The sequence below is a fragment of the Aeromonas sp. R2-4 genome, from assembly GCF_040908365.1.
Classification (GTDB): Bacteria; Pseudomonadota; Gammaproteobacteria; order Enterobacterales; family Aeromonadaceae; genus Aeromonas; species Aeromonas veronii.
The window spans coordinates 37838-62343 of sequence record NZ_JBFODO010000055.1; the positions used below are offsets into that span (position 1 = coordinate 37838).

At 61.5% G+C, this 24506-nt stretch carries 18 protein-coding genes and 1 riboswitch; of the genes, 10 read left to right on the top strand and 8 right to left on the bottom strand.

Annotated features, from left to right (window positions below; translation table 11 throughout):
* Positions 1-34: 34 nt before the first annotated feature.
* Positions 35-1456 carry an N-acetylglucosamine-binding protein GbpA gene (gbpA, locus tag AB5Z05_RS20590; protein ID WP_368152898.1) on the bottom strand — a complete coding sequence of 474 codons (1422 nt, stop codon included), beginning with the start codon at positions 1454-1456 and terminating at the stop codon, positions 35-37.
* 65 nt (positions 1457-1521) lie between these two features.
* A riboswitch (cyclic di-GMP riboswitch) is annotated at positions 1522-1607 on the bottom strand.
* A gap of 265 nt (positions 1608-1872) precedes the next feature.
* On the bottom strand, positions 1873-3555 hold the full coding sequence (locus AB5Z05_RS20595; protein ID WP_368152899.1) for a methyl-accepting chemotaxis protein: 1683 nt from the start codon (positions 3553-3555) through the stop codon (positions 1873-1875).
* A 276-nt stretch (positions 3556-3831) separates the two neighbouring features.
* Between AB5Z05_RS20595 and AB5Z05_RS20600 the strand changes: the two genes are divergently transcribed.
* The gene (locus tag AB5Z05_RS20600) at positions 3832-5697 is read left to right on the top strand and encodes a M3 family metallopeptidase (RefSeq protein ID WP_368152900.1); all 1866 of its coding nucleotides are present in this window, start codon (positions 3832-3834) and stop codon (positions 5695-5697) included.
* 80 nt (positions 5698-5777) lie between these two features.
* On the opposite strand, the gene AB5Z05_RS20605 is transcribed toward AB5Z05_RS20600, so the two are convergent.
* Positions 5778-6014: a hypothetical protein gene (locus AB5Z05_RS20605; protein ID WP_368152901.1), complete on the bottom strand. Its 237-nt coding sequence runs from the start codon at positions 6012-6014 to the stop codon at positions 5778-5780.
* A 309-nt stretch (positions 6015-6323) separates the two neighbouring features.
* Between AB5Z05_RS20605 and AB5Z05_RS20610 the strand changes: the two genes are divergently transcribed.
* Positions 6324-7616: a ferric reductase-like transmembrane domain-containing protein gene (locus AB5Z05_RS20610; RefSeq protein WP_368152902.1), complete on the top strand. Its 1293-nt coding sequence runs from the start codon at positions 6324-6326 to the stop codon at positions 7614-7616.
* A gap of 15 nt (positions 7617-7631) precedes the next feature.
* On the opposite strand, the gene AB5Z05_RS20615 is transcribed toward AB5Z05_RS20610, so the two are convergent.
* The gene (locus AB5Z05_RS20615; protein WP_368152903.1) at positions 7632-10799 is read right to left on the bottom strand and encodes a S41 family peptidase; all 3168 of its coding nucleotides are present in this window, start codon (positions 10797-10799) and stop codon (positions 7632-7634) included.
* A 279-nt stretch (positions 10800-11078) separates the two neighbouring features.
* Between AB5Z05_RS20615 and AB5Z05_RS20620 the strand changes: the two genes are divergently transcribed.
* The 6 genes from AB5Z05_RS20620 to AB5Z05_RS20645 all read left to right on the top strand — a co-directional run bounded on the left by AB5Z05_RS20620 (position 11079) and on the right by AB5Z05_RS20645 (position 15732).
* The gene (locus AB5Z05_RS20620; RefSeq protein ID WP_042084254.1) at positions 11079-11558 is read left to right on the top strand and encodes a murein L,D-transpeptidase family protein; all 480 of its coding nucleotides are present in this window, start codon (positions 11079-11081) and stop codon (positions 11556-11558) included.
* Between the two features lie 120 nt (positions 11559-11678).
* Positions 11679-12386 carry an AzlC family ABC transporter permease gene (locus AB5Z05_RS20625; RefSeq protein ID WP_005348822.1) on the top strand — a complete coding sequence of 236 codons (708 nt, stop codon included), beginning with the start codon at positions 11679-11681 and terminating at the stop codon, positions 12384-12386.
* A gap of 1 nt (position 12387) precedes the next feature.
* Positions 12388-12723, top strand: a complete 336-nt coding sequence (locus AB5Z05_RS20630; RefSeq protein ID WP_005340292.1) for an AzlD domain-containing protein — start codon at positions 12388-12390, stop codon at positions 12721-12723.
* Between the two features lie 122 nt (positions 12724-12845).
* Positions 12846-14372 (top strand): YjjI family glycine radical enzyme, encoded by a 1527-nt coding sequence (locus tag AB5Z05_RS20635; protein ID WP_368152904.1) that lies wholly within the window; start codon positions 12846-12848, stop codon positions 14370-14372.
* A gap of 10 nt (positions 14373-14382) precedes the next feature.
* The gene (locus AB5Z05_RS20640; RefSeq protein WP_270819838.1) at positions 14383-15270 is read left to right on the top strand and encodes a YjjW family glycine radical enzyme activase; all 888 of its coding nucleotides are present in this window, start codon (positions 14383-14385) and stop codon (positions 15268-15270) included.
* Positions 15271-15408: 138 nt separating this feature from the next.
* Positions 15409-15732, top strand: a complete 324-nt coding sequence (locus tag AB5Z05_RS20645; protein WP_005340296.1) for a DUF1820 family protein — start codon at positions 15409-15411, stop codon at positions 15730-15732.
* Positions 15733-15795: 63 nt separating this feature from the next.
* Here AB5Z05_RS20645 and AB5Z05_RS20650 read toward each other — a convergent pair whose 3' ends face one another.
* From AB5Z05_RS20650 to AB5Z05_RS20660, 3 genes are all read right to left on the bottom strand, one after another.
* Positions 15796-16728 (bottom strand): LysR family transcriptional regulator, encoded by a 933-nt coding sequence (locus AB5Z05_RS20650; protein ID WP_100646832.1) that lies wholly within the window; start codon positions 16726-16728, stop codon positions 15796-15798.
* A 162-nt stretch (positions 16729-16890) separates the two neighbouring features.
* Complete coding sequence (locus AB5Z05_RS20655; RefSeq protein WP_368152905.1) at positions 16891-18087, bottom strand: aromatic amino acid transaminase; 1197 nt, start codon at positions 18085-18087, stop codon at positions 16891-16893.
* A gap of 127 nt (positions 18088-18214) precedes the next feature.
* A complete protein-coding gene (locus AB5Z05_RS20660; RefSeq protein ID WP_005340299.1) occupies positions 18215-18490 on the bottom strand; it encodes a metal/formaldehyde-sensitive transcriptional repressor in 276 nt (91 codons plus the stop codon).
* 71 nt (positions 18491-18561) lie between these two features.
* Here AB5Z05_RS20660 and dmeF point away from each other — a divergent pair, with 71 nt between their 5' ends.
* Positions 18562-19527, top strand: coding sequence for a CDF family Co(II)/Ni(II) efflux transporter DmeF (gene dmeF / locus AB5Z05_RS20665; RefSeq protein WP_005348833.1), 966 nt, complete (start codon positions 18562-18564; stop codon positions 19525-19527).
* A 47-nt stretch (positions 19528-19574) separates the two neighbouring features.
* Here the strand turns inward: dmeF and AB5Z05_RS20670 are convergent, their stop codons facing one another.
* The gene (locus AB5Z05_RS20670) at positions 19575-19988 is read right to left on the bottom strand and encodes a hypothetical protein (RefSeq protein WP_139436672.1); all 414 of its coding nucleotides are present in this window, start codon (positions 19986-19988) and stop codon (positions 19575-19577) included.
* 262 nt (positions 19989-20250) lie between these two features.
* Between AB5Z05_RS20670 and pulA the strand changes: the two genes are divergently transcribed.
* Positions 20251-24315 (top strand): pullulanase-type alpha-1,6-glucosidase, encoded by a 4065-nt coding sequence (pulA, locus tag AB5Z05_RS20675; RefSeq protein WP_368152906.1) that lies wholly within the window; start codon positions 20251-20253, stop codon positions 24313-24315.
* The last annotated feature ends 191 nt before the right edge of the window (positions 24316-24506 follow it).

Genomic DNA, 24506 nt, shown 5'->3' on the forward strand with positions numbered 1-24506 from the left:
GCCAATGGCTCCCCTTTTGCTATCCGGTGGCGAGTTACTTCACTTCATCCCACGCCATCTGCCAGTGGGAGCCGATGCCCGGCTCGTACTGGGTGGCGGTGGTGGTCCACTGCTGGCAGTAGCCGCTGTAGGGGAAGGGCTTGCACTGATAGACCTTGCCATTTTCCGGTTGCTGCACCTTGGTGCCGGCGGCATAGGATTTGAGCGAGTTCGGGAAGACGAAGTCGTATTCGCCGCTGCTCTGCTCCTTGAACATCAGATCCATGGTCTGCTGGATGGTCTCGCCGCCCGCTTTCGGAGTGGCCTTGATCACCAGCTGGTGGTGACCAGCCTTGAGAGCTTCCAGCGCCATGGTGAAGGTGTGGCTGCTGTCCTTGATGTCGGCACTGCTTTCACCCTTGGCCACGCCGCCGTGGTCATAGAGGGTGTTGGTGACGGCCAGATCGCCCTGTGCGGTGACGGTGAAATCGAGGGTTGCCTTGCCGTTGTCCAGCACATAGTCGCTGGCCAGACCGCTGACGCTGATGCTGTCCACCACCGGCGGTTGCCGCTGTTGCAGGTCAATCTCGACCCGCTTCAGCTCGCTGTTTCGCTTCAGATAGACGGGGTTCATACCGTAGACCGGATTGAACTGGCCATCGGCTCCTTGCTGACCGGTGCGGATCAGGCTCTGTTCGGCGTTGATCTTGCTGGCGAGGGCATGAGCCCAGCTGTTCTTCTGGCCCTGCTCGGCGGTGGTGATGGTCAGCACGGTCTGCAGATCGGGGCGCTCGCCGTTGGCATCGAATACCCGGGTCATCGCCTTGTCACCCACTGCGAGGTCGATGGAGGGGTAGATGGTGCCTGCCTGGCTCCACTCCAGCGGCGGCTGGCTACCATCTTTGAACTTGGCATCGATGATGTTGTAGAAGCTGTTGCTGGTGTCGCCCACTTCCCACACGCCGAGGATCACTTGATAACCGGTGCGATCCGGCAAGACACAGTTGTGGGTCACCTGCTTGGGCGGCTGCACCATGTTGCCGTCGATGACGCAGAAGGGGATCAGGTCGAACGAGGCGCGGGTGAGCGGCTGGTTGGGATTCCAGTCCTGCTTGGTGAGGTAGTAGCGCCAGTTGCGGGTGACGTGGTTGGCAGTGAAGATCCAGCTGATGGCGAAGGGGCCGGGCTGTACTTCACGCTTGGTCCAGCGGTCGCTGGTCTGGATGTTCAGCTCGCTCCAGCGCGGGCTACCCGCCGAGGCGATTTGACCATCCTGTGGGCCGCTCTGCGGGAAGCCTGATGGCCCCTCCACGCTCTGTGGCTCCCACTGCACGCCGCCACACTGGCTGTTGCCACCGGTTTTGCACAGGTAGTTGCGACTCTCTGGCTGGCTGATGTAACCATGCGCCAGGGCGCTGCCGCTGGCCAGCAGGGCCAGCATCGCCGCGATGTGATTGAGTTGGATTTTTGCTGCCATACATTCCTCTTTTCGATAGATGTGGGCAGTCAGTTGGCCGGGGAGTTCCCTGATGCACACTTGCGTGTGGCAACCCCGCTATCCTGGACAAAACGTCTGTAGACCGGAGGCTTTGCGTCCCGACCTTTCGGTCAGTTTGCCAAATGACTAGATGGTTAGTTATGGGCCAAATGTTCGGCCATCAGCATTGTGCACTGCATTGATTAATTATTTGAAGTTAAATGTTTAAATGCATCATCCCATGGCGCGCAAATCATTCTAACTGACTGTTTTTAAATTGCTCTCTTATCTGTGAATGGCGCCGATTAACGTTGAATATGCCGATAAGATGCATGCTGACTGCGTGTTGTTGGCGTAAAAAAAACCTGCCAGCTTGGCTGGCAGGTCGGGTGACAAGGCGACACGGATTGACGCCATCAATGACGGGCGCGCTGCTCTCCGGAGGGGGGAGACACGGGAGCCATCATTGGTGCAGTGGAGGACTCTTTGCCCAGTTTGAACACCGCAAGCCGCTCATCCAGGCTGCGGGAGAGACCGGCCAGCAGCTCGCTCTCCTGCGCCAGTTGCGAGGCGGACTGGGACATCTCCAGCGCCGAGTCGTTGATGCCGCTGACGTTGCGGTTCATATCCTCGGCCACCATGCTCTGCTGCTCGGCGGCGGTAGCGATCTGGGTGGCCATGTCGCTTACATGCTGGATGTGGTTGACGATCAGGGTGAGATCCTGCCCCGCCTGCTGGGACTGGTTGACGCTGCTCTCTGCCAGTTTGCGGCTGGTATCCATGGCGTTGGCGGCGGTGACGGCCCGTTGCTGCAGCTGGGCAATGGTGCTCTGGATCTCTTCGGTGGATTGGCGAGTGCGGCTGGCCAGCTGGCGCACCTCGTCGGCCACTACGGCAAAACCGCGGCCCTGCTCACCGGCACGGGCTGCTTCGATGGCGGCGTTGAGGGCCAGCAGGTTGGTCTGCTCCGAAATGGCGCTGATGACGGCGGTCACTTCGCTGATCTGCATCACTCCCTCTTTAAGCTGGTTGACCTGCTGGGTGGCCTGCTCCACCTCGGTGGCCAGCGCCTTGATGCCGTGCACGCTGGCGTGAACGTCGCGGTTGCCGAGGCCAGCTTCACCGGTCGCGTCCTGGGTATCCCGCGCGGTATTTTCGGCGTGCCCGGCCACATCGGAGATGGTGGCGCTCATCTCGTTCATGGCGGTAGCGAGCTGGGCCAGCTGATCCCGCTGGCTGGTGACCGCCTGATTGGTCTGCTCGGCAGAGGCGGCGATGCGCAGGGCGGCATCCGCCACGTTGCGGGCCCCCTGGCTGGCCTCTAGCAGGGCGTGACGGATGGCATCGAGACTCTGGTTGGTGCAGCGGGCGACCACTCCCAGCTCATCCTTGCCCTGTACCGGGATGCTCACCACCAGATCCCCCTTGGCGACCCGTTGCATGGCGTTGTTGATCTGGCTGAGGGGGGAGACGATGGAGTGGGTGATGCGCCAGCCCAGCAGCCCCATCAGCAGGATCACGATGGCGGTGGCGGTCCCCATCTTCATGTACTGGGCCCAGATGGTCTGCTGAATATCCTGCAGCAGCATGCCGGAACCGAGGATCCAGCCCCAGGGCTGATAGCCGGATACCATGGAGAGCTTGTCGGCGGTTTCACCCGACGGGCCGACCCACACATATTGCAGAGTGCCCTGTTTGCCCCCTTTGGCGATATCCACCATCTGATACCAGAACTGCCCGGCGGTGGCGGCACCTCCTTCACCCATCTTCTGGCCGACCAGTTCGGGACGGATGGGGTGAACCACCATGGTGCGGTTCTCGTCGATGACGAACAGGTAGTTGTTGCCATCAAAGCGGGTGTTGGTCAGCAGCTTGCGCGCCTCCTGCTGAGCCTGCTCTGCTGGCAGGGTGCTGGCCAGAAACTGGATCTGGCTCATGGCCTGCTCCAGTACCGCATTGAGCCGCGCCTCTCGCTCGCTCATCAGATTGCGCTGGAGCGCGTTGGCCGAGATAAGCAGCAGCGAGACAAAACCGACAAACGCCAGTGCGAGCAGCAAGATCAATTTGCGGCTCACGGTGATATCACCGAGCTTGAACATGACTAAACCCTCATTTCCCTGTTGATTTTATGTGGCTCTGTACTGCGGCAGCCAGTTCGTAAAAGTTAACAACTCATTTACTTTCAGTCTCTTGCCGAGCTTTCTCAAATGAGCGTTTTAACATCAGTATAGTCAGCAGACAGCAACCCCCACTTTTTGGTAGCGTGTTGATGCGCATCCCTGCGCAATTTTTGCCAAAGAGTGTGAATGGTTTGGCATTTCTTCAAAAAAAGGAGTGGGCCCCGCTGCGGGTGACCCCATAACAAGAGGGAATTTATGAGTTCCATTGCCAGGAATTACTTCAACCAGCTCAACGCCGACTACCTGCAGGTGCACAGGCGCAAGGAGGATCTCTTCTGGTCCACCTATATGGGCACCAGCGATGATCAGGCCGGTTTCACCGCGGCCGAGCAGGCCTACAAGGCCTTTTGTGCCAATCCGGCCCGTCTGCCCGAATTGCGGGAGATGTTGGTGCAGGCCGACGAGGATGATCTCAAGCGCGGTCTGCAAGGCTGGATCGCCTTCTTCGAGTGCAATGTGATTGAAGATCCCGCCGCGGCCGCCCTGATGGATGAGCTGGTGGCTGCCGAGGCGGCGCTGTTCGCCCGCCGCAAGGGGCTGAAACTGACCCTGCTGGATGAGCAGGGCCAGCAGGTCGCAGGCAGCCTGCCTGCCGCCAGTACCTCGCTCGCCGCCAGCCCGAACGAGGCGGTGCGCCAGAGCGCGCTCGCCATGTTCCACACCCTGGAGCAGTGGGTGGTCGGCAACGGTTTTCTCGAGGTGGTGGCAATCCGCAACCGCTTTGCCCGCGCCATGGGCTATCGCGACTACTTCGACTACAAGGTGCGCAAGAACGAGCAGATGAGCCCGGAGCAGCTGTTCGCCATCCTCGACGACTTTATTGCTCGCACCGACGCCAGGCTGCAGCAGAGTCTGGAAGAGCTGAAGATTGCCAAGGGGGAGGCGGCCATGCAGCCCCACAACCTGCGCTACAGCGTGAGTGGCGATGTGACCCGCCAGCTCGATCCTTACGTGCCCTTCTCGCGGGCGCTGCGGGATTGGGTCGAGAGTTTCCGCCGGCTCGGCATCCAGTATCGTGGTGCGACCCTGACGCTGGATTTGCTGACCAGGGAGGGGAAATACGAGAACGGCTTCTGCCACGGCCCGGTACCGAGCTTCTTTCAACAGGGGGAGTGGGTGCCAGCTGTGGTCAATTTCACCAGCCTGGCCGATCCGGCGCAGGTGGGCAGCGGCTGGAGTGGCCTCAACACCCTGTTCCACGAGGGGGGCCACGCCGCGCACTTTGCCAATGTCACCGGCAACGCGCCCTGCTTCTCACAGGAGTTCCCGCCCACCTCCATGGCTTATGCCGAGACCCAGTCAATGTTCTGCGACAGCCTGCTGGACGATGCTGACTGGCTCAAACGCTATGCCAGAAATGCGGCGGGAGAGCCGATCCCCGATGCGCTTATCAAGGAGATGATCGAAGCGCGTCAGCCGTTTCGCGCTTTTAACGAACGCCAGATCGCGCTGGTGGCCTACTTCGAACGGGATCTCTACGCCATGGATGAGGCGGAACGCACTCCCGCGGCAGTGCTGGCGCTGGCCCGCCAGTGGGAGCGCAAGATTGTCGGAGTGGAGAGTCCGCGCCCGCTGCTGGCCATTCCGCACCTCCTTAATCAGGAGTCGGCCTGCGCCTATCACGGCTACCTGCTGGCGCTGATGGCGGTGGAGCAGACCCGCGCCTTTTTCCTGAAACGTGATGGCTACCTCACCGACAACCCGAGCATCGGGCCGGATCTGGCCGCCCACTACTGGGGGCCGGGCAACGGCATGAGTCACGATGAGACCCTGCGCAGCCTGACCGGCGAGGGATTCAGCGCGGTGCCGCTGGCCGAAGCATGCAACCTGAGCGCCGCCGAGGCGTGGCAACAGGCTCAGGTCTGCATGGCTGCCGCCCAGCAGCGCCCCGCGGCTGGCGAGGGAAGCCCGCTCGATGCCCATATCCGGGTGGTACACGGCGCCGAGCTTATCGCCGACAATAGCGAGTCGGAAACCCGCATGCTGGCCGATTTCGAAGCGTGGATTACCCGGCGCTACTTTGCTGGAGATGTCAGAGAGGAGTTGAGCTGCGTGCAGTAAGTGATGTGATGAAGGCCGGCTTGATATGAATAGGCAATTGGCAGGAGGGGCGACCTTCCTGCCATTCTTTTTTTCATTATTCACGATTCATCAATGACTTTATTTCCGCAATTTTCACAGATGGTGTGGCGTTCAAAGCGATCCATGTTGTCCAGAAAGGGGCCGGCGGCCCAGCCGGTAATGAAGTCTTTGATAAATGCAGTGCGCTTTTGCTCTGGTTTCACCTCTTTTCCATAGGATTTGTCGACCAGCACCACGACATGGTTGGTCTCGCGCTGACAACTCGGGCAGTAGCGTTGTTCGGTGGATGAAAGCAAGGGGGAGCTCCTTGTCCGGAAGAGTGGGCAGCAGGTTTTCCGCCGCAGATATATAACGTCCCCATTTGATTCCTTTTTCTGGCAGGTCGTCAATCACAGCGGAGGCGAATTGTGCGCCATCTCCTGTGAAAAGGGGCGAGCCAACAAGGGTGATCACGAGGGGCCATTCGGCCCCTCTTTATGTTTCCGTTTGTCACACATTGCCACACAAGCTTCCCCCTCTGGCAAAGTCTTGTGACCGGACGGGTGTGTAATGGTGCCATCAGCAGGGAGATGAGGCCCTGCCGCGATGGAACCTGGGAGCATGTTATGACGAGTAAACGGGTGTGGTGGCTATTGCCGCTGCTGGCGGTCGGAGTCTGGTGGCTCGGTTATGCGGGGGACGCCAACGGGGTGTGGCCCTGGCGCCATGAGATGTTGCTGCTGACGGGCCTGCTGGGGATGGCCTATATGGCCATTTCGCTGTTGCTGGCGTTGCGCTTGCCGCAGTTGGAAGTATGGTGTGGCGGTCTGGACCGGATGTTGCGATTGCACCGTCAGACGGCCATTGGCGGCGCATTGGCGCTCACTGCGCATTGGCTGGTGGTGGAGGCGCCCAAATGGGCGGTCTCGGCGGGTTGGCTGAGTCGTCCTGCGCGGCGTGGGGGCAGTACAGCTGGCGCTGGTGCAGGTAATGGCATCTCGCTCCATGCCCTTGGCAATACCCTGGGTGAGTGGAGTTTCTATCTGCTGATCGCGCTGGTGGTAGTGAGCTTGCTGGCGCTGGTGAGTTATGGCCGTTTTCGGCTGATCCACCGGCTGGCGCCAATCATCTATCTGGCGGGTTGGGGCCACGGGCTCTGCCTGCTGCCTCAGATTGGGGCCATGACCCCGGTGGGGGTAGCGATCTGGTTGATCGGCGGGATCGGTGCTATCGGGGCTCTCTACTCCCTGCTGGGGCAAGTGGGGGCGCGGGATCGCCATCCGGGCCGGGTCATTGCGGTGCGGGGGCTGGCGGATCAGACCTGCGAGCTGACCATGCAGCTGGAGCAGCCGCTCGCCCATTACCGCCCGGGCCAGTTTGCCTTCTTCGAATTTGATGCCAAGGAGGGGCCGCACCCCTTTACTCTGGTGCGGGTGTCGGCGGATCGGCGCCAGCTGGTGATCGCGGTGCGGGCGCTCGGGGATCATACCCGTCAGCTGGTAGCAAAGGCTCGCGTCGGGGATGGGGTGGTGGTGACCGGCCCCTATGGCGCCTTTGTCGCCCCGCAGAGGGGAGGCCGAGCCCTCTGGCTGGGGGCCGGGATCGGTATCACCCCCTTTGTCGCCTGGCTGGAGGGGCTGGCTGCCCGTGGGGAGCGGGGCGAGGGGATCACCCTGGTCCAGTGCGCGCCGGATCTGGCGGGAGCTGTCTACCACCGACGGTTGGCCGAGCTCTGTCATCGCACCGGCGTGCGCTATCAGCTGCATCTGGACAAGACAGCCGGGCGGCTGGATCTGGCCCGCATCGCGCAGGATGCGCCCGAGCAGGTGTGGTTTTGCGGGCCGGAGGGGATGGCAGATGCCCTGACCCGGCTGTTGCCGGACGGGCATCTGCATCGCGAGCTGTTTCGCTTTCGTTGAGCTCGATGGGCGCCGTTATTTGGCGCTGGCTGGCAACTGCTTGAGGGCGGCTTGTACCGCCGCCTCCAGTTGCGGGTCGCGTCCGGCCACCATGTCGGCGGGGGTGAGGGGCACCTGCAGATCCGGGATCAGCTCCTGATTCTCGTAGAAGGTGCCGTCCGGTTTGCGCAGCCCCAGGGTCGGAATGCCGTAGGAGAGGCCGGGGATCAGCCTAGAGTCGTGGCTGTAGACCATGGTGCCGGTGCCGGGCACCGGATCGCCGACGATGGGGCCGACCTTGAGGGTGCGGTAGTACTCGGGGAAGGCGGAGCCTTCCGAGTAGCTGGCGGCGTTCACCAGCACCACCGAAGGCTTTGTCCACTGGCGAGTGGCGGCATCGGTTTCCCCCTTGCCCTGACGGGGCCAGCTGCTGGCCATCCCCTTGGCGCTGCCGCTGCCGGTCAGAAACTCCACCAGGGTATTGGCGAGATAGCCACCGCTGTTGAAGCGGACATCGACGATCAGCGCATCGCGATTGCGCTGTCTGCCGAGGGCATCCGCCACCACCGCATCGTAGACCTCGCTATTCATTGCCGGCAGATAGACGTAGCCGACCCGTCCTCCGCTCAGGCTGGCCACCAGCTCCCGCCGTTTCTCAATCCAGCGATCCTGTTGCAGCTGGTACTCCTGCTGTTTGTCGATGGCGGTGAGCACCACCTCGTCAGTTTGCTTGTTGCCCTCCTGCTGGAAGGTTAGGGCAAGCCGGGCGCCAGCCTGATGGTTGAGGGCCCGATCCAGCTCGGTCAGATTGGCAATCGGGACACCGTTGATGGCGAGCAGGCGTGCGCCCGGGGCGATATCACTCTCCTGATCCAGCGGGCCGCCAGAGAGCAGGGCGGTGAGCATCACCCCTTGCTCGCCATCCTGCCAGTAGCCGCCAAGGCTGGCGGTCTCGTCCGCCATGCGCGGGAAGGGGGCGGGGCCGCTGCCCCAGGTGTGGGAGACATTGAGCTCGCCAGCCAGCTCCGCCAGCAGGTTGCCAAAGTCCCGCGGGTTGCCGATGCCCGGCAGCAGGCGGCGGTAAGCGGCGACATAACTCTCCCAGTTCACCCCGTTCATATCGTCCAGATAGAACTCATCCCGGGTGAGCTGGGCGATCTGATCGAAGGCTGCGGTCATGCGTTCCTGCCAGCGGCTGGTGGGCTGCAAGGCGAAGGGGGCGCTGGTGGCCTCGCCGGAGTCGAGGTGGATCCGGGTGATCTCCCCATCCCGCACCAGGGTAGCCAGGGTGCCCTGCTGGTTGAGGCTTGCCAGCGCAGGGCCGGGCTGCTCGCCAAACAGTTCGCTGGTTTTGCCTTTGCGCAGATCCTGGCTGTAGCCCTTGATCTCGCTCTCGCTGTTGACCCCCATCTCCTCCACCAGATAGATCAGCTGGTCGCCGATGATGCGGCTGGCGAGCAGGGTGCCGGTGGGTTGCAGCAGCAGCGCTTCTCTATGGTTGAGACGATCGCTCTCAAAGCCGTATCCCCCTTTCGGCGGTTCCAGCTCGGCAATGGCATCGGCTCTGGCGGCGCGGCTGCTGTAAATGCCGAGCAGGTTGGTGACGAGGGGCTCGCCATCGGGCCCCAGTGCGCCAAATCGGGTCGATTGCCAGTAGAGGATGGCGCCATCCTGACTCCAGCCAGGTTGCCCATCCTGATAGCCGTTGAGGCTGACATTGACCGGTTTGGCCTTGGGATTGGCCGTGTCGATCACCGCGATCTCCTGTTCCGCCGCATCGGGGCGGAAGGTGAGCGCTAGATGGCGGGAGTCGGGGGCAAAGGCGAGATGCACCTCGTGGCGCGACGGGTTGAAGCTGGCAGGCACCAGCTCCCGCTGTTTGTTGCTCGCCAGATCGAGCAGGTGGATGGCCTGACCATCCACCACGAAGGCGAGTTGCTTGCCATCGGGGGAGAGCACCGGACGGCTGATCCCCTTGTCGGGAATCGCCAGCAGCAGACTCTCGGTCAGAGTGCCGGGATCGCTGAACAGCAGATCCGGATCACCCTTGCGCAGGCGATAGAGGGCGGCGTGCCCCTGCTGCTCCGACAGATAGATGAGGGCGCGGCCCTGCTCGGCGAAGAGGGGGCTGGACTGCTCGCTCGGATCGCGGGTCAGCTGGCGCACCCGCTCCCGCTCGGGGTCGACGGCAAACAGGTTGCCCTCGCTCACCAGGATCAGCTCGTCCGCCTCTTCGCTGACCAGCGCTTCGTCTGCCAGGGTCAGGGCCTCGCTCGCCTCATCCGGCGCGCTCGCCACTTGCGGGGTGAGGGTCAGCTTGCGTGGCTCGCTGCTACCGGCATCTAGGCGATAGAGTTCACCCAGCCATGACCAGACCAGATCACCATTGCGAGAGGCGCTGAGCCCCCGCACCGGATGGCCCTGATAGTGGGTCAGCTGTTGCTCCTTGCCGCTGGCGAGATCCCGGCGCCAGACGTTGAAATCACCGCTGCGCTCGCTCAGGTAAAAGAGGGTATCTCCCTTGTCGCTCCAGACCGGATCGGCAGCCGCCACCCGATCTTCGGTCAGCTGCTTGTGCTGCTTGCCATCAAACAACCAGAGACGGGGCACCGCGAACGAGTGCTGATGCTTGCGAAAGGGTTGATCCGCCGCGGGCATCTGATAGGCGATCCGCTCCCCGTGGGGACGGGCGAGGGTCGCAGGCAGCGGCAGATCTGCCTGCAAGGTGCCGCCGCTGATCGGGGTCCAGTAGAGCTCGCCCCATTGGTAGCCTTCCGCGACATAATGGTCGGCATCGGGCGCCCCCAGGCGCTGGCTGCTCAGCAGCAGTCGTTTGCCATCGGCGCTGAAGGCTTGCGGCAGATCGGTGCGCGAATCGCGGGTGAGGCGCACCATCTCGCCGCCGCTGGCGGGTACCACGAACACATCTTCGTTGCCGTAGAGATTGGCGGCAAAGGCGAGCTGTTTGCCATCCGGTGACCAGATTGGCCGCTGGCTCAGGTAGTCGCTGCCGGTGAGTGCCGTGGCGGGGCCACCCTCGGCACTGGCGACAAAAATGCGCCCCTGCCAGGTGAAGGCAAGCTGCTTGCCATCGGGGGAGAGGGCGGGCTCGCGCAGCCAGAGTGCATCGGCGGCGACACTGGCGGGCAGCCAGAGCAGGAGTGGCGAGAACAGCAGGGTGGCGAGGCGGCACGAAGAGCGCATGGCATGATCCTGTCGGGGAGTGGAGTGTTATCTTCGCCGATCATTGCCCCGGGTGCCAGCGCGATAATTTTTTGTATCTTGTTGTTTTAACTGTTAATTGCCAATGGAAAATGACAGCGTTCAAGGAAGATGGCCTGGCTGGGGCAAGATATGTTTTGCCGGGCATATTGAGTATTGATGGCGATCCAATATCATGGCGCTCGCTCGCCGCTCGGCGGGCATCGTTCAGATGATCTGGTAACAAGAAAAGCCCGCACCAGAGGCTTGTCGAGGGATGGAATGAGAGCCGTATTACTGTGTTTGTTGGGGCTTTGGCCCGCATTGAGTTTTGCCTTTACCGAAAAAGCCGATTTGGTGGTGGTCAAGAAGTCGACCTATAGCCTGACCCTGATGAAGGATGGCAAAGAACTGAAGCGCTACTGGATTGCTCTGGGCCCGGCGCCCAAGGGGCACAAGCAGCAGGAAGGGGATCAGCGTACGCCGGAAGGGCGCTACACCCTCGACTACAAGAAGACCAATTCCGGCTACTACAAAGCCATCCATATCAACTATCCGAACCTGGATGACATCAAGCGCGCCAATGAGCTGGGTGTTCGTCCGGGTGGCATGATCATGATCCACGGCCAGCGCAACAGCATTGGCAACCGCAGGGTTCAGCCTTCCAACTGGACCAATGGCTGCATCGCCATGCTCAATCACGAGCTGGATGAGGTGTGGGACGCTATTGACCCGGGTACGCCCATCGTCATCGAGCCCTGATCCCCTTGTGCACGCCCGCGACTCCGCGGACGTTTTATTTCCCGCCAGTGATGACGTGACAGCGCTTGCTGTCCCGTGCTAGTTTTTTCGGCTCGCTTCGGCTGTGACAAGGAAGATCACATGATGTCAGTAACGAGCGTGCCCGAGCGAACGGGGATGCTCTGGTGGCGTGCCACACTGGATATGCTCCCGCTCTCCATTTCGGTGATCCCCTGGGGGATCCTGTGTGGCGCTTTGGCGTTGCAGGCAGGGCTGAGTCCGCTTCAGGCTCAGCTGATGTCGTTGCTGGTCTACGCCGGAGCCGCCCAGCTCTCGGCCACGACCCTGTTCGGGGCGGGCACACCCCTGCTGCCCATCATGGGCTCCACCATGGTGATCACTTCCCAGCATCTGCTATACGGCTTCACCTTCCGCCGTGACGTATTGCCGCTCTCCCTGCGCTGGCGGGCCAGCCTTGCTTTTTTCCTGACTGATGAGATGTTCGCTGTGGCGCTGAAAGACCGGGAGCGCAGCGGCCACTTTGATCCGGCCTACGCGCTCATCGCGGGATTCGTCTTCTATCTGTTCTGGAATCTGGCGACCCTGCTCGGCATCGCGGCCGGTCAGTACATCGATGGACTGGACAGCATGGGGCTGGATTTTGCCATCGCGGCCACCTTCATCGCCATGACCATTCCCGCCATGAAAAACTTGCCCATGGTGGCGGCCACTCTGGTGAGCGGCGGCACAGCGTTGCTTACCAAGCCGCTGCTGGCGGAGATCCACATCATCGTCTCGGCTCTGGCTGGCATGGTGGTGGGCTATGTGCTGCACCGGATGAGGAGGTAGCGTGAGCTGGCTGATGATTGGCCTGCTGGCCCTGATCACCTTTTTCAACCGCTTCGCCTTCTTTTCTCGGTTGACCCGATATCAGCCGGGTGCCGAGATGGGGGCGTTTCTCGGCTTCTCGGCCCAGTCGGTGCTGACTGCAATCTGGTTGCCCATCGTCTTTAGCTACGAGCCGGGGATAGGTCTTGACTGGGATCCTGACTACCTGACTGCCACCCTGTGGGTGATGCTCTTGACCCTGTTGCGGCTACCGACTCTGGTTGTTGTGGTGGGTGGAATGGGGGGCTTCTTTCTGCTGCGCTGGCTGGGAGGCATAGCCGAGCTCTTACCTTGGTGAAGCGCGAGCCGTGATCTTGTGTAATGGATGTCATTATTCGACATCCGTCATGTCATGAATGTCACTTCAAAAAAAGCCTGCAAATGGTGAGGATATGGGCTCTGTCCGTGAAGGAGTGTCCCATGTCTTTGATCGAAACCTGTCAGCGCATCGTGCGCGATCCCCATCTCTCCGCCGCCCAGAAGAGCCACGCGCTGGCGCTGGCCGCCGAGAATGCGTTGCCCTACCCCGACCTGCCTGCCGCAGTCGCCGAGGCGATGGCGCAGGGATTTATCTGCGACATGTTCGAAGGGCACGCCCCCTACAAGCCGCGTTATGTGCTGCCGGACTATGAAAAATTTCTGAGTCAGGGCTCTGCCTGGCTGGAGCTGGCGGCGCCGCAGGATTTCGACGAGGCGCTCAACGCCCTGCGCATCCTCTATCACCATGTCCCCTCCGTCACCGGCATGCCGGTCTGGCTGGGGCGGCTCGACCATCTGCTGTTGCCGTTTGTCGGCGAACTGGATGACGAGACCCTCTATCGCAAGCTGAAGGGGTTCTGGGTCTATCTGGACAGGGTGCTGCCGGACGCCTTCATGCACGTCAACATCGGGCCGGATGACAACCGGATCTGCAGCCTGATCCTGCGCATCGACAACGAGCTCAAGCAGGTGGCGCCGAACCTCACCTTCTTCCACGATCCGGAGCAGACCCCGGACAGCCTGCTGCTGCAGGCGGTGAAGAACATCGCCGAGTGCAGCAAGCCGCACATCGCCAACTACCCGATCCACCGCGACACCTTCGACACTCGTGGTTTTGGTATCGTCAGCTGCTACAACGCCCTGCCGCAGGCGGGTGGTGCCAACACCCTGGTGCGCATCTCCCTCAAGCGGGTCGCCGAGCAGTGTCAGGGGATCGATGACTTCCTCGGCTGCCTGCTGCCCCACTACTGCCGCTTGGCCTCCCAGCTGATCGAAGCTCGGGCCGCTTTCCTGCACGAGGAGTCCGGTTTCTTCGACAGCTTCCTAGTGAAAGAGGGGCTGCTGGATGAGGATCGCTTTGTCCCCATGTTCGGCATCTACGGCATGGCGGAAGCGGTCAATATCCTGATGGATAAAGAGAATCTGCCGGATCGTTATGGTCACGGCGAGGAGGCGAACCAGCTTGGCTATCGCATCTCGGCCCAGCTCTCCGCCTATGTGACCACGACCCCGCAGACCCATGCCTGGGGTGGCCGCGCTTTGTTGCATTCGCAAGGTGGCCTCAGCATCGATGTGGCTGTTACCCCCGGGGTGCGCATTCCCTACGGGCAGGAGCCGGATCCCGCCAGCCATGTGCTGGCGCTGGCACCGCACCACACTTATTACCATTCGGGGATCAGCGAGATCCTCACGCTGGATCCCACCATCCGCCAGAACCCGCAGGCGCTGCTGCAGCTTTGCAAGGGGGCGCTCGCCATCGGCATGCGCGAGTTCACCGCCAACGTGGCCGACAGCGATCTGGTGCGGGTGACCGGCTACATGATCCGCAAGAGCGACGTGGCCGGCTTCGCAGAGGAGGGGTCACGCTTGCAGACCACCTGTCTCGGTGCCGAGGCGAGTGAAGTGACCGCCATTCGTCAGCGGGCACCGCGAGTGGTCGCCCACGAATCGACCATCGGCGAGTATTGAGTTCGCACCGATGGCTGATGTCTTGCCAACACGCAGCGCTCTGGTGAGCAGGGTGCTGCCGTTTTCCTGTGTCGACGGGCCGGGCAACCGGCTGGTGCTGTTTCTGCAGGGTTGCAACTTTCGCTGCCCCGGCTGCCACAACCCGCACACCATAGGGCTGTGCGACGATTGCGGTGACTGCCTTGCGGTCTGCCCGAGCGGCGCCCTCACCATGAGCGAGGGCAAGGTTCATTGGCAGGAGGCGCTCTGTACCGATTGCGATGCCTGTCTGGATGTCTGTCCGCGCAGTGCCAATCCCAAGACCACAACCATGACGGTGGACGACGTGCTGGCCCTGTTGCGCCGCTACGGCCCACTGCTGAGCGGAATTACCGTCTCCGGTGGTGAGGCGACCACCCAGCTCCCCTTCGTGGTTGCGCTGTTTGCCGCCATCAAGGCCGCGCCGGATCTGACCCATCTCACTTGCCTGCTCGACAGCAACGGTTCTCTGGCCGAAACCGGCTGGCAGCGGCTGCTGCCGGTGCTCGACGGCGCCCTGCTCGATCTCAAGGGGTGGCGTGACTCGGTGCATCACACCCTGACCGGCTATGGTCGCGAGCGGGTGCTGGGATCGCTGCAACTGCTGGCACGCCACGGCAAGCTGACCGAACTGCGGCTGCTCCATGTGCCGGGCAAGAGCGATTTTCTTGATATGAATGGTGAGCTTGACGCGGATCTCGCCGCCTTCTTGCAGCGGCTGGGGCCTGTGCCCATTCGCCTCAACGGCTTTCGCCACCACGGGGTGCGGGGGGAGGCGGCGCAATGGCCAGAGGCTCACCAAACCGAGCTGAAACAGCTGGCCAGCCGTTTGCGTGCAGCGGGATTGGGGCCGGTCTCACTGCCTGCCTTGATGGGCTGAGTGGCTGCGTCATCCGGTGACCGTCATGGCGTGAGGTGCGGCATGGAAAGGCCGCAACTGTGATTTCTGTCTATTGGAGGGGGCGAGAACGGCGGCTAGAATAATGGCCATCTTCTTACCCCTCAATGACAGATAATCATGAGTGAAAGCAAGGCGTTATATCGGGTTCAGTTTATTTGCCACAGCGAGCGCTACGAAGTCTATGTGCGCGAAGTCAATCAGGGCCAACTGTTTGGTTTTATCGAGATCGCCGATTTTGTCTGGGATAACCACACGGCGCTTATCGTCGATCCCAGTCACGAGAAGCTCAAGAGCGAATTTGCCGATGTGCGCCAGACCCTTATCCCCATGCATCAGGTGCTGCGCATCGATCAGGTGAAAAAGCAGGGGGCTGCCCGCATCACGGATCTGGGCAGCAACGTCGCCTCCTTCCCCAGCCCCATCTATACCAAACGTCCCTAGTCCCTACTTGCCGTTGATGTTTCGCCGCGGTGAAACATCAATTTCTTCTCGCTGTCATCCGGCTCAGGGCTCAATCAATTCGCGACCCAGTTGCAGGATCCGCTGGCGGAACCAGTGACGGGCCGAGCCATCACCGGCCGGTCCATACCAGACCAGACTGTGACTCACCTTGCCGTAATCGAACGGTGCCGGACGCATCACCAGATCCGGCTGACTGGCCATGCAGGCCGCCCAGCCACCGATGGCGGTGAGGATCAGATCGGTCTGGGGCAGCAGGGCCGCCGCGCTGGCAAAATCGGGCAGGGTAGCGCCAATCTGGCGACGCACCTGCTGCTGGGCCAGGCTCTGTTCGAAGAAGGGGTTGGCCAGCTCCTGATCCCGGATGGCGATATGGCGCCAGCTCAGGTAGGCATCGAGATCCCAGGGTTTGGCCAGCGCGGGGTGGTCTTTGCGCAGCAGGCAGACCAGTTTTTCTTCCCGCAGGGTCTCCCACACCAGCCCGGGCTGGCGCGGCAACGGCTGGCTCTGGTCATGGGGCAGGATCACGAAGTCGAGTTTGCCCGCTGCCAGTGCCTCCAGCCCCTGTTCATCCTTGTTCCAGATCTCCGGCACCATGCCCGGCACCTCTTTCATCAGCTGACCCAGAATGGGGCCCACCGGCCAGGTCATCACGCTCTCGCGCAATCCCAGCCGCAATGTGCCCTGCCACTGCTGCGGGTTGAAGGCGTTCTGGCGAGTGAGGCCGTTCAGCTCCCCCAGTAGTCGATGCAGGGTGGGAGCCAGTCGCTCGGCCATGGGGGTGAGCAACAGCTGGTTTCCCTGACGGTAGAGCAGTTGATCCCCCAGCAGATCCCGCAGTTGGTTGAGGGTTTTGCTGACGGTGGAGGGGGTGGTGCAGAGCCGCTCGGCGGTGCGGGTGACGCTCTGGTTGTCGAGCAGCAGGTGCAGGGTGACCAGATGGCGACCTCCCAGCCGAGAGAGAGCGATCAGATCCATAGTGGCTCCTGAAATTGATGAAGATAAACAGGCTTGGAATCAGAAAGATTCAACGTGACCTGCTGGCATTCTCTCACAGCAGGGGGAGGGTGAGCAGACCCATCAAGAGGTGACCGCGAACGCAACAGACAAAAAGCCCCGCCAAAGCGGGGCTGATGCGGATTAGCCCTTGAGCACCGCCGCCATGGCGTCAGCCACATAGTCGACGTTGCGGCTGTTGAGGCCCGCCACGCACATGCGGCCAGAGCGCACCAGATAGACGGCGAACTCTTCGCGCAGGCGATCTACCTGCTCCGGGGTGAAGCCGGTGTAGCTGAACATGCCGCGCTGGTTGATGAAGTAGCTGAAATCGCGGCCCGGCACCTTGGCGCTCAACACCTCGTAGAGCTTCTGGCGCATCGCCTTGATGCGGGTGCGCATCTCGGTCACTTCATCGACCCACATGGCGTGCAGTTCGGGCTGGCTCATCACAGCCGCGGTGATCTGGCCGCCGTGGGTGGGAGGGCTTGAGTAGTTGCGACGCACGGTGGCCTTCATCTGGCCCAGTACCCGGCTCGCCTCTTCGGCATCCTTGCAGATCACCGACAGGCCGCCGCAGCGCTCGCCGTAGAAGGAGAGGTTCTTGGAAAACGAGTTGCTGACGAAGAAGCTGACGCCGGCGGCCACCATGGCGCGGATGGCGTAGGCATCCTCTTCCAGTCCGTCACCGAAGCCCTGATAGGCAATGTCCATAAAGGGGATCAGGTTCTTCTCGACCACCAGCGTGATCACCCGGTCCCACTGGGCGCGGGAGAGATCCACCCCGGTCGGGTTGTGGCAGCAGGGGTGCAGCAGCACGATGCTCTTGGCCGGCAGGGTGCTCAGGCAGTCGATCATCGCATCGAACTGCACGCCGCCAGTGGCCGCATCGTAGTAGGGGTAGTCGTGCACCTTGATGCCGGCTCCCTCGAACATCGCCTTGTGGTTATCCCAGGTCGGATTGCTGACCCACACCTCGGAGGTCGGGAAGTAGCGCTTGAGCAGATCGGCGCCGATCTTCAGCGCGCCGGAGCCGCCGATGGTCTGGATGGTGGCGATACGTCCCGCCTTGACCGCTTCATGGTCGGCACCAAACAGCAGGTGTTGCACTGCGGTGCGGTAGTTGGCGGCGCCTTCCATCGGCTGGTAGGGGCGCGGGGCCGGGGCGGCGGCGCGCTGGGCTTCGGCTTGCTGCACCGACGGCAGCAGCGGAATACGCCCCTGCTCGTCGTAATAGAGACCGATCCCCAGGTTCACCTTCTGCTCGCGGGTGTCTTTGTGGAAGGTTTCGACTAGCGTCAGGATGGGGTCGCCAGCATAGGCATCGACGTGTTCAAACATGGGGGATCCTTGAAATTGACTGTCCAGTAAAACCGGCGGTCAGCCGGGCTGGACATCATGGCGCAAAGCTGGCGGTGGCTCAAGCCTGACGCTGGTCGAGCCTGAAGGGATGGCGCCGCCATCCTGCTTACTTCAAATAGGATCGCAGGACGCTGACCACCTGATCCAGATCCTCCAGCCGCTCGGCCGGGGTGGCATCGGGGGCACCGAGATGCTCGCGCATGTGTCCCTCCAGTACCTCCAGCATCAAGCCGTTGACGGCGCCGCGGATGGCGGCGATCTGCTGCAAAATGGCGGTGCAGTCGCTCTCCTGCTCCAGCGCGCTCTCCAGCGCACCGGCCTGTCCCTTGATGCGGCGCACCCGTGCCAGCAGCTTTTTTTTGTCGTGAATGGTGTGGGACATGACGGATCCTCTCGATCAATAAAACTATACTGGGGTATAGTATATTGCATCATCGCTCTCAGGAGAAATCCATGTCATCCCTCGCTCAATCACACTGCCATCAACCCGTCATCCACGAGGGCAATCCGCTGGCCGAACAGAAGACCCGCTGGGCCGTATTGTTGACCGTCATCATGATGATGGCGGAGATTGGCGGCGGCTGGTTCTACAACTCCATGGCGCTGTTGGCGGATGGCTGGCACATGAGCTCCCACGCACTGGCGCTCGGTCTCTCTGTGCTGGCCTACCGCGCCGCCCGCCATTTCGCCAGCGACCACAGATTCAGCTTCGGCACCTGGAAGATCGAGGTGCTGGGTGGCTTCACCAGCGCCCTGTTGCTGGTAGGAGTGGCCGGGTTGATGCTGTTCGAGTCGGTGTTCCGGCTGCTCGATCCCAGCCCGATCCACTATCAACAGGCGATCGCCATCGCGCTGGTGGGGCTGCTGGTGAATCTCGCCTGTGCCTGGCTGCTCAAGGATGATCACGGCCACCATCACCATGGGCATGACCACCATCATGAGCATCACGGCCACGACCATCATCATGACCATGACGATCACCACGGCCATCAGGATCTCAACCTGCGCGCCGCCTATATCCACGTGCTGGCGGATGCGGCCACTTCCGTGCTGGCGATTCTGGCGCTGACTGGGGGTATGTTGTGGGGGGCCGACTGGCTGGATCCGCTGATGGGCATAGTGGGTGCAGGGCTGGTTGCTGTATGGGCTTGGGGCCTGTTGCGCGACTCCGGTCGGGTGCTGCTGGATGCCGAGATGGATACCCCGCTGGTGGCGGAGATCCGCGAGGTCATCGCCGAGCTGCCGGGCACTGATATCCGCGATCTTCACGTCTGGCGGGTAGGGCAGCAGCAGTATGCCTGCGTGCTCTCTTTGCTGATGGTCAATCCGCTACCGGCGCAGCAGATCCGCGAGCGGCTGGCGATCCATGAAGAGCTGGTGCATGTGACCATCGAGATCGCCAGCGAACAGGATAAATAACGGGGGCCGTTGGCCCCCTTGGTTTCAGTGCCGTTGGTTCCCTGATGTCAGTGCGGCTGCCCGGTGATCTCATCCTGGGGCTTGTGTTGCCACACAGCGCCGAGCAGCAGCTTGAGCAGTAGCCCGGGCGGGTTGTCCAGCAGCTTGCCGGACTCCAGCAGCAACTGACCATCTGCGCGAAACCCGAGGCTGGCATCTATGGTGCCATCCTCAGAGACCACCTGGATCAGGCCATGGAGGGCGGAGCGCTCGCCGGGCTGACAGCGCAGCCGCAGCTCGCGGGGTTCCCCCAGCAGGGTGAAGGCGCGGCTCAGCGGGGGCGAGTCTTCATAATCGGGCCAGTTGAAGAAGTGATACTGTTCGGCCAGGGCGCCAGCCTGCTGGCAGAATTGGTCGAACAGCTGCCCGATCGCCTGATACTCCTGATCGAGTCGTCTTGCCTGCTCTTCAATCCGTTTCATTGTTTACTCCTTGTCTATCCACTTGATCAGACATTGCTTTTCTGACCCCGTGACTGCCGTTTTCCAGATATGAGGCCAAATGGCCGCGAGGTCTGTGAGCCGGATCGAAGTTTCAGCCTGAAAACGTTATCTTGTTGAAACTGGATGGTTTTTTTGCCCTTCTGCTCACATTTGAATCGATTGCCGCTGATTAATATGGCACCGCCTGGCAATGACCGGGTGCTCGACTATCGAGACTAACTACAGCGGGAATTATAAAAATATGGATATGAAAAAGACCAAAGTGGCGCTGGTAACAGCCTCACTGCTCGCGCTTTTGTCTGGCTGTAATGACAACAGCTCTGATGCCTCCGGTGTGAACCCCGTCCCCCCTACACCGCCTACACCTGAAGTCACCGATGGGCCTGTCGCTCGTCTGCCCAAGATGGATCCCCCGAAAGAGTTGCTGGTTGCCGGCGAAAATCAGGTGGTCATTGCGCTGGTGGATACCCAGTCGGCAGCCAAGGGAGCCAAGGCACCGTTTGACAGCTACAGCCTGCATCTGTGGAACAAGGACGCCTGCCTGGCAACGGCTGATAGTGGCCTGAACAGCGGGTGGGATGACAAGAGCAAGACACCTGCCACTGCCGACAGCTTTGGTCCGGCCTGGGTCGTTCCGCTCAAAAATGTGGAAGGGTGCATCAACTTTATCGCTCGCAATGGCGATCTGGCCAACCTGACCGGCAGCGATATGAAGGTGAGCTTCAGTGAGCACCCGGATCGCACCGTGGCTATCGTGGCTGGCAAAAAAGAGCTGTTTGGCAGCCGTGCCGAAGCCTTTACCGCCGCCTTTGGCGTAGCGGGGGCCAGCGCCCATCTTATCGATGGCAATACCCTGATCTGGCAAGGGGGCAAGGACAAGCCCCACGTTCGCCTCTATTACAGCGACTCGGGCACCATCAAGGCCAATGCCGATGGGGTGTTCGATTTCCCCTATATCAGCTTGACCGCGACCGGCCTGACTGCCGAGCAGCAGGCCAAATATCCGCATCTCAAGGATGCCGCCGCCTTTACCCTGCCTGCCGGGAAAGATCTCAAGCCCCTGCTCAAGGGGGAACTGGTGGCTATCGGCACCGATGCCGATGGTATCCTGCAGGGGGCGACCCTGGTGCAGAGCGCCGGCGCCCTCGATGCGCTCTATGCTCCCGAGGCGACCAAGCTCAGCTATGGCGCCGTGGTGGAGGGCAACCGGGTGACCTTCCGCCTCTGGGCGCCGACCGCCAAGTCGGTCAAGTTGGCCCTCTACAACGCCAGCCACCAGAAGAGTGGTGAAGTGGCGATGACCTTCGACAGCGCCAGCGGCAGCTGGAGTTACGAGGGGGGCAGCGAGCTGATCGGCCAGTTCTACCGCTACGACATGGAGGTCTACCACCCGCTGAGCCGCAAGGTTGAGCGCTATGAGGTGACCGATCCCTACTCCTTGAGCCTCGCGATGAACTCCGAGTTCAGTCAGGTAGTGGATCTCGACGATCCGGCCCTGAAACCGGAAGGATGGGACAGCCTCAAGGCGCCCCACAGCCAGCAGAACCCCGCCGACATCACCATCTATGAGGCCCATATTCGTGACCTGACCGGCAACGATGCCTCCACCGATGAAGAGAAGCGCGGCAAGTTTGTCGGCCTGACCCAGCCTGACTCTGTACCGGTCAACCATCTGAAAGCGCTGGCCAAGAGCGGTGTCAGCCACCTGCACCTGCTGCCGGTGTTCGATATTGCCACCGTCAACGAGGATCCGGCCAAGGTGGCCAATCTCGGCGATGACTTCAGCAAGCTCTGTCAGGTCAATCCGGATGTGAAAACATCCAAATTTGGCGGCTACTGTGGTGGCGGTCAGACCGTGGGAGATGTGCTGGCCGATCTGCAAGGGGGCGACAGCAAGGATAATCCGCAGGTGCAGGAGCTCTCCGGTTACCTGCGCGGCGTCGACTCCTTCAACTGGGGTTATGACCCCTACCACTACACCACGCCGGAAGGCTCCTATGCCACCAACGCCGAGGGCACCAAACGTATTCTGGAGTTCCGCGAGATGGTCAAGGCCATCAAGCAGAACATCGGTATGAATGTGGTGATGGACGTGGTCTACAACCACACCAACGAATCCGGGCTCGGCCCCAAATCGGTGCTCGACAAGATAGTGCCTTGGTACTATCAGCGCCTCAATCCGGAGACCGGCTCGGTGGAGAACTCCACCTGCTGCTCCAACACGGCGCCGGAACACGCCATGTTCGCCAAGCTGATGGATGACTCCTTGGTCACCTGGGCGCGCGACTACAAGATCGACGCCTTCCGCTTCGACCTGATGGGCCACCATCCGAAAGATCAGATGGTGCAGGCGCTGGCCGCGGTGAAGAAGGTCAATTCCGAGATGTACTTCTACGGCGAGGGGTGGAACTTCGGCGAAGTGCAGGATGACAAGCGCTTCGTGCAGGCTACCCAGAAGCATCTGGGCGGTACCGGTATCGGCTCTTTCTCGGACCGCTTGCGCGATGCGGTGCGCGGCGGCAGTCCGTTCGACGGTGGCGATACCATTCGCAAGACCCAGGGCTTTGGCAACGGTGCTTTCGTCGATCCTAACGAAATGAGCAAGGTGGATCTGGCTACGGCCTTGCACCAGTCCGATCTGGTGCGGCTCGGCATGGCGGGCAACCTCAAGGAGTTCGTGCTGACCGACAAGGATGGCATGCCGAAGAAAGGCGCCGAGATCGACTACAACGGTCAGCCTGCCGGTTATGCCCTGGATCCGGTGGAAGTGCAGAACTATGTCGACAAGCACGACAACCAGACCCTGTTCGACAACCTGATCTACAAGGCGCCTGCCGGAGCCGATCTGGTGCGGATGCAGGGGGTCTCGCTGGCGACTGCCATGCTGGGTCAGGGCATTCCCTTCACCCACGCCGGTGTCGAGCTGCTGCGTTCCAAATCCATGGAACGGGACAGCTATGACTCGGGCGACTGGTACAACAAGGTCGACTACACCCTGGGTGACAACAACTTCGACAAGGGGTTGCCGCGCAAGGACAAGGATGGCGACAACTATCCGCTGATTGAGCAGGTGCTCGGCAAGCATGCCAAGCCTGGCTCGGCCGAGATGGCGCAGATGGTGAGCTTCTATCAGGAGCTGGCGGAGCTGCGCAACTCTTCCCGTCTGCTGCGTCTGGGCAGCGGCGCCGAGGTGATCAAGCGGGTCGACTTCCGCAATACCGGCCCGGATCAGGTGCCCGGCCTTATCGTCATGACGGTGGATGATGGCGTCAGTGCCGGGGCGGATCTGGATCCGGCCATCGACGGTCTGGTGGTGATGATCAACGCCAGCAACCAGAGCCAGAGCATCGGCGACTTCCGTGATGGCAACGATCAGCCTATCGATCTGAGCGGTATGGTGCTTGGCAGCAAGCATCGCGCAGTCGACAGCATCGCCAGCGGCGCCGCCTATGATAATGGCCAGCTGACGCTGGGGGCCTGGTCTGCCGCCGTGTTCGTCAAGCCGCAGTCTGGTGCACAGGGCGCGGGCCTGCCGGTCAGCAAGAAGACCGACCTGAGCATCCTGCCACCGTTTGGCAACACCGATGTTTATCTGAAGGGGTTCCTCGATGAGTGGGGCAACACCAACCAGATGACCTTCAGCGGCAACTTTATGTACGAGTTCACTACCGAGGTGAGCACCGACAAGCTGGGTACCACCAACGTCAAGATCGCTGACGCCAGCTGGGGGCCGGTCAACTACGGCAGCTGCAACGCCGGTGACAAGCTGGTGGTCGGCACTCCGCTGACCCTTTGCAAGGGGGGAGAAACCGGCAATATCGGTGTCGATCTGGCCAAGGCAGGCAGCTACAAGTTTGTCTTTACCGCCATGAACAAGGACAAACCGACCCTGAGCGTCAGCTTCACCGAGCCGGTGCAGAGCTGCAAGGTGCTGGATACGGTGGCGGGCAATCCGCTCGGCTACAACCTGTTCGTCAAGGGTGAGCTCTCCGGCTGGGGAGCCCAACCTCAGTACCAGCTGAGCTACAAGGGGATGGACGGCGATCTCGCCATCTATCAGGCGGCGTTCAACTACGCCGGCAGCACCGAGTTCAAGGTGGCCAACGAGGACTGGAGCAAGGAGTACCTGCTCAACGGTGGTGGCGCGGTGAACGCTGAAACCGGCTATTCGTTCGCCTTCTCCAAGGGTGGCAGTGCCAATAACAGCATCACCCTGCCGCAGGGGCTGTGGAGTGTGCTGGTGAAGGTTGACCCGGCTGGCGTCAAGGCGGGTACTGCCGTCATTCAGGAGTGCAGCGTCAAGTAAGCAAGCCATTGAGTCCGGGGGATGGCTCGGCGCCCCCGGGTTGAATTCCACCTTGCCAAGGGTGGGATAACTCCGAGAGAGTAAGCAAAGCGCGACTGCCGACCGGCAGGCGCGCTTTTTCTTTTACGGGGTGCAGTGAGAGGAAAAAGAAAAGCCGTCCCGGTTGGGGGACGGCTTTTGGATGGGATGCC

Coding starts and splice junctions, on each gene's coding strand:
- gbpA (WP_368152898.1), bottom strand. CDS start 1,456: ATGGCAGCAAAAATCCAACTCAATCACATCGCGGCGATGCTGGCCCTG.
- AB5Z05_RS20595 (WP_368152899.1), bottom strand. CDS start 3,555: ATGTTCAAGCTCGGTGATATCACCGTGAGCCGCAAATTGATCTTGCTG.
- AB5Z05_RS20600 (WP_368152900.1), top strand. CDS start 3,832: ATGAGTTCCATTGCCAGGAATTACTTCAACCAGCTCAACGCCGACTAC.
- AB5Z05_RS20610 (WP_368152902.1), top strand. CDS start 6,324: ATGACGAGTAAACGGGTGTGGTGGCTATTGCCGCTGCTGGCGGTCGGA.
- AB5Z05_RS20615 (WP_368152903.1), bottom strand. CDS start 10,799: ATGCGCTCTTCGTGCCGCCTCGCCACCCTGCTGTTCTCGCCACTCCTG.
- AB5Z05_RS20620 (WP_042084254.1), top strand. CDS start 11,079: ATGAGAGCCGTATTACTGTGTTTGTTGGGGCTTTGGCCCGCATTGAGT.
- AB5Z05_RS20625 (WP_005348822.1), top strand. CDS start 11,679: ATGATGTCAGTAACGAGCGTGCCCGAGCGAACGGGGATGCTCTGGTGG.
- AB5Z05_RS20635 (WP_368152904.1), top strand. CDS start 12,846: ATGTCTTTGATCGAAACCTGTCAGCGCATCGTGCGCGATCCCCATCTC.
- AB5Z05_RS20640 (WP_270819838.1), top strand. CDS start 14,383: ATGGCTGATGTCTTGCCAACACGCAGCGCTCTGGTGAGCAGGGTGCTG.
- AB5Z05_RS20645 (WP_005340296.1), top strand. CDS start 15,409: ATGAGTGAAAGCAAGGCGTTATATCGGGTTCAGTTTATTTGCCACAGC.
- AB5Z05_RS20650 (WP_100646832.1), bottom strand. CDS start 16,728: ATGGATCTGATCGCTCTCTCTCGGCTGGGAGGTCGCCATCTGGTCACC.
- AB5Z05_RS20655 (WP_368152905.1), bottom strand. CDS start 18,087: ATGTTTGAACACGTCGATGCCTATGCTGGCGACCCCATCCTGACGCTA.
- AB5Z05_RS20660 (WP_005340299.1), bottom strand. CDS start 18,490: ATGTCCCACACCATTCACGACAAAAAAAAGCTGCTGGCACGGGTGCGC.
- dmeF (WP_005348833.1), top strand. CDS start 18,562: ATGTCATCCCTCGCTCAATCACACTGCCATCAACCCGTCATCCACGAG.
- AB5Z05_RS20670 (WP_139436672.1), bottom strand. CDS start 19,988: ATGAAACGGATTGAAGAGCAGGCAAGACGACTCGATCAGGAGTATCAG.
- pulA (WP_368152906.1), top strand. CDS start 20,251: ATGGATATGAAAAAGACCAAAGTGGCGCTGGTAACAGCCTCACTGCTC.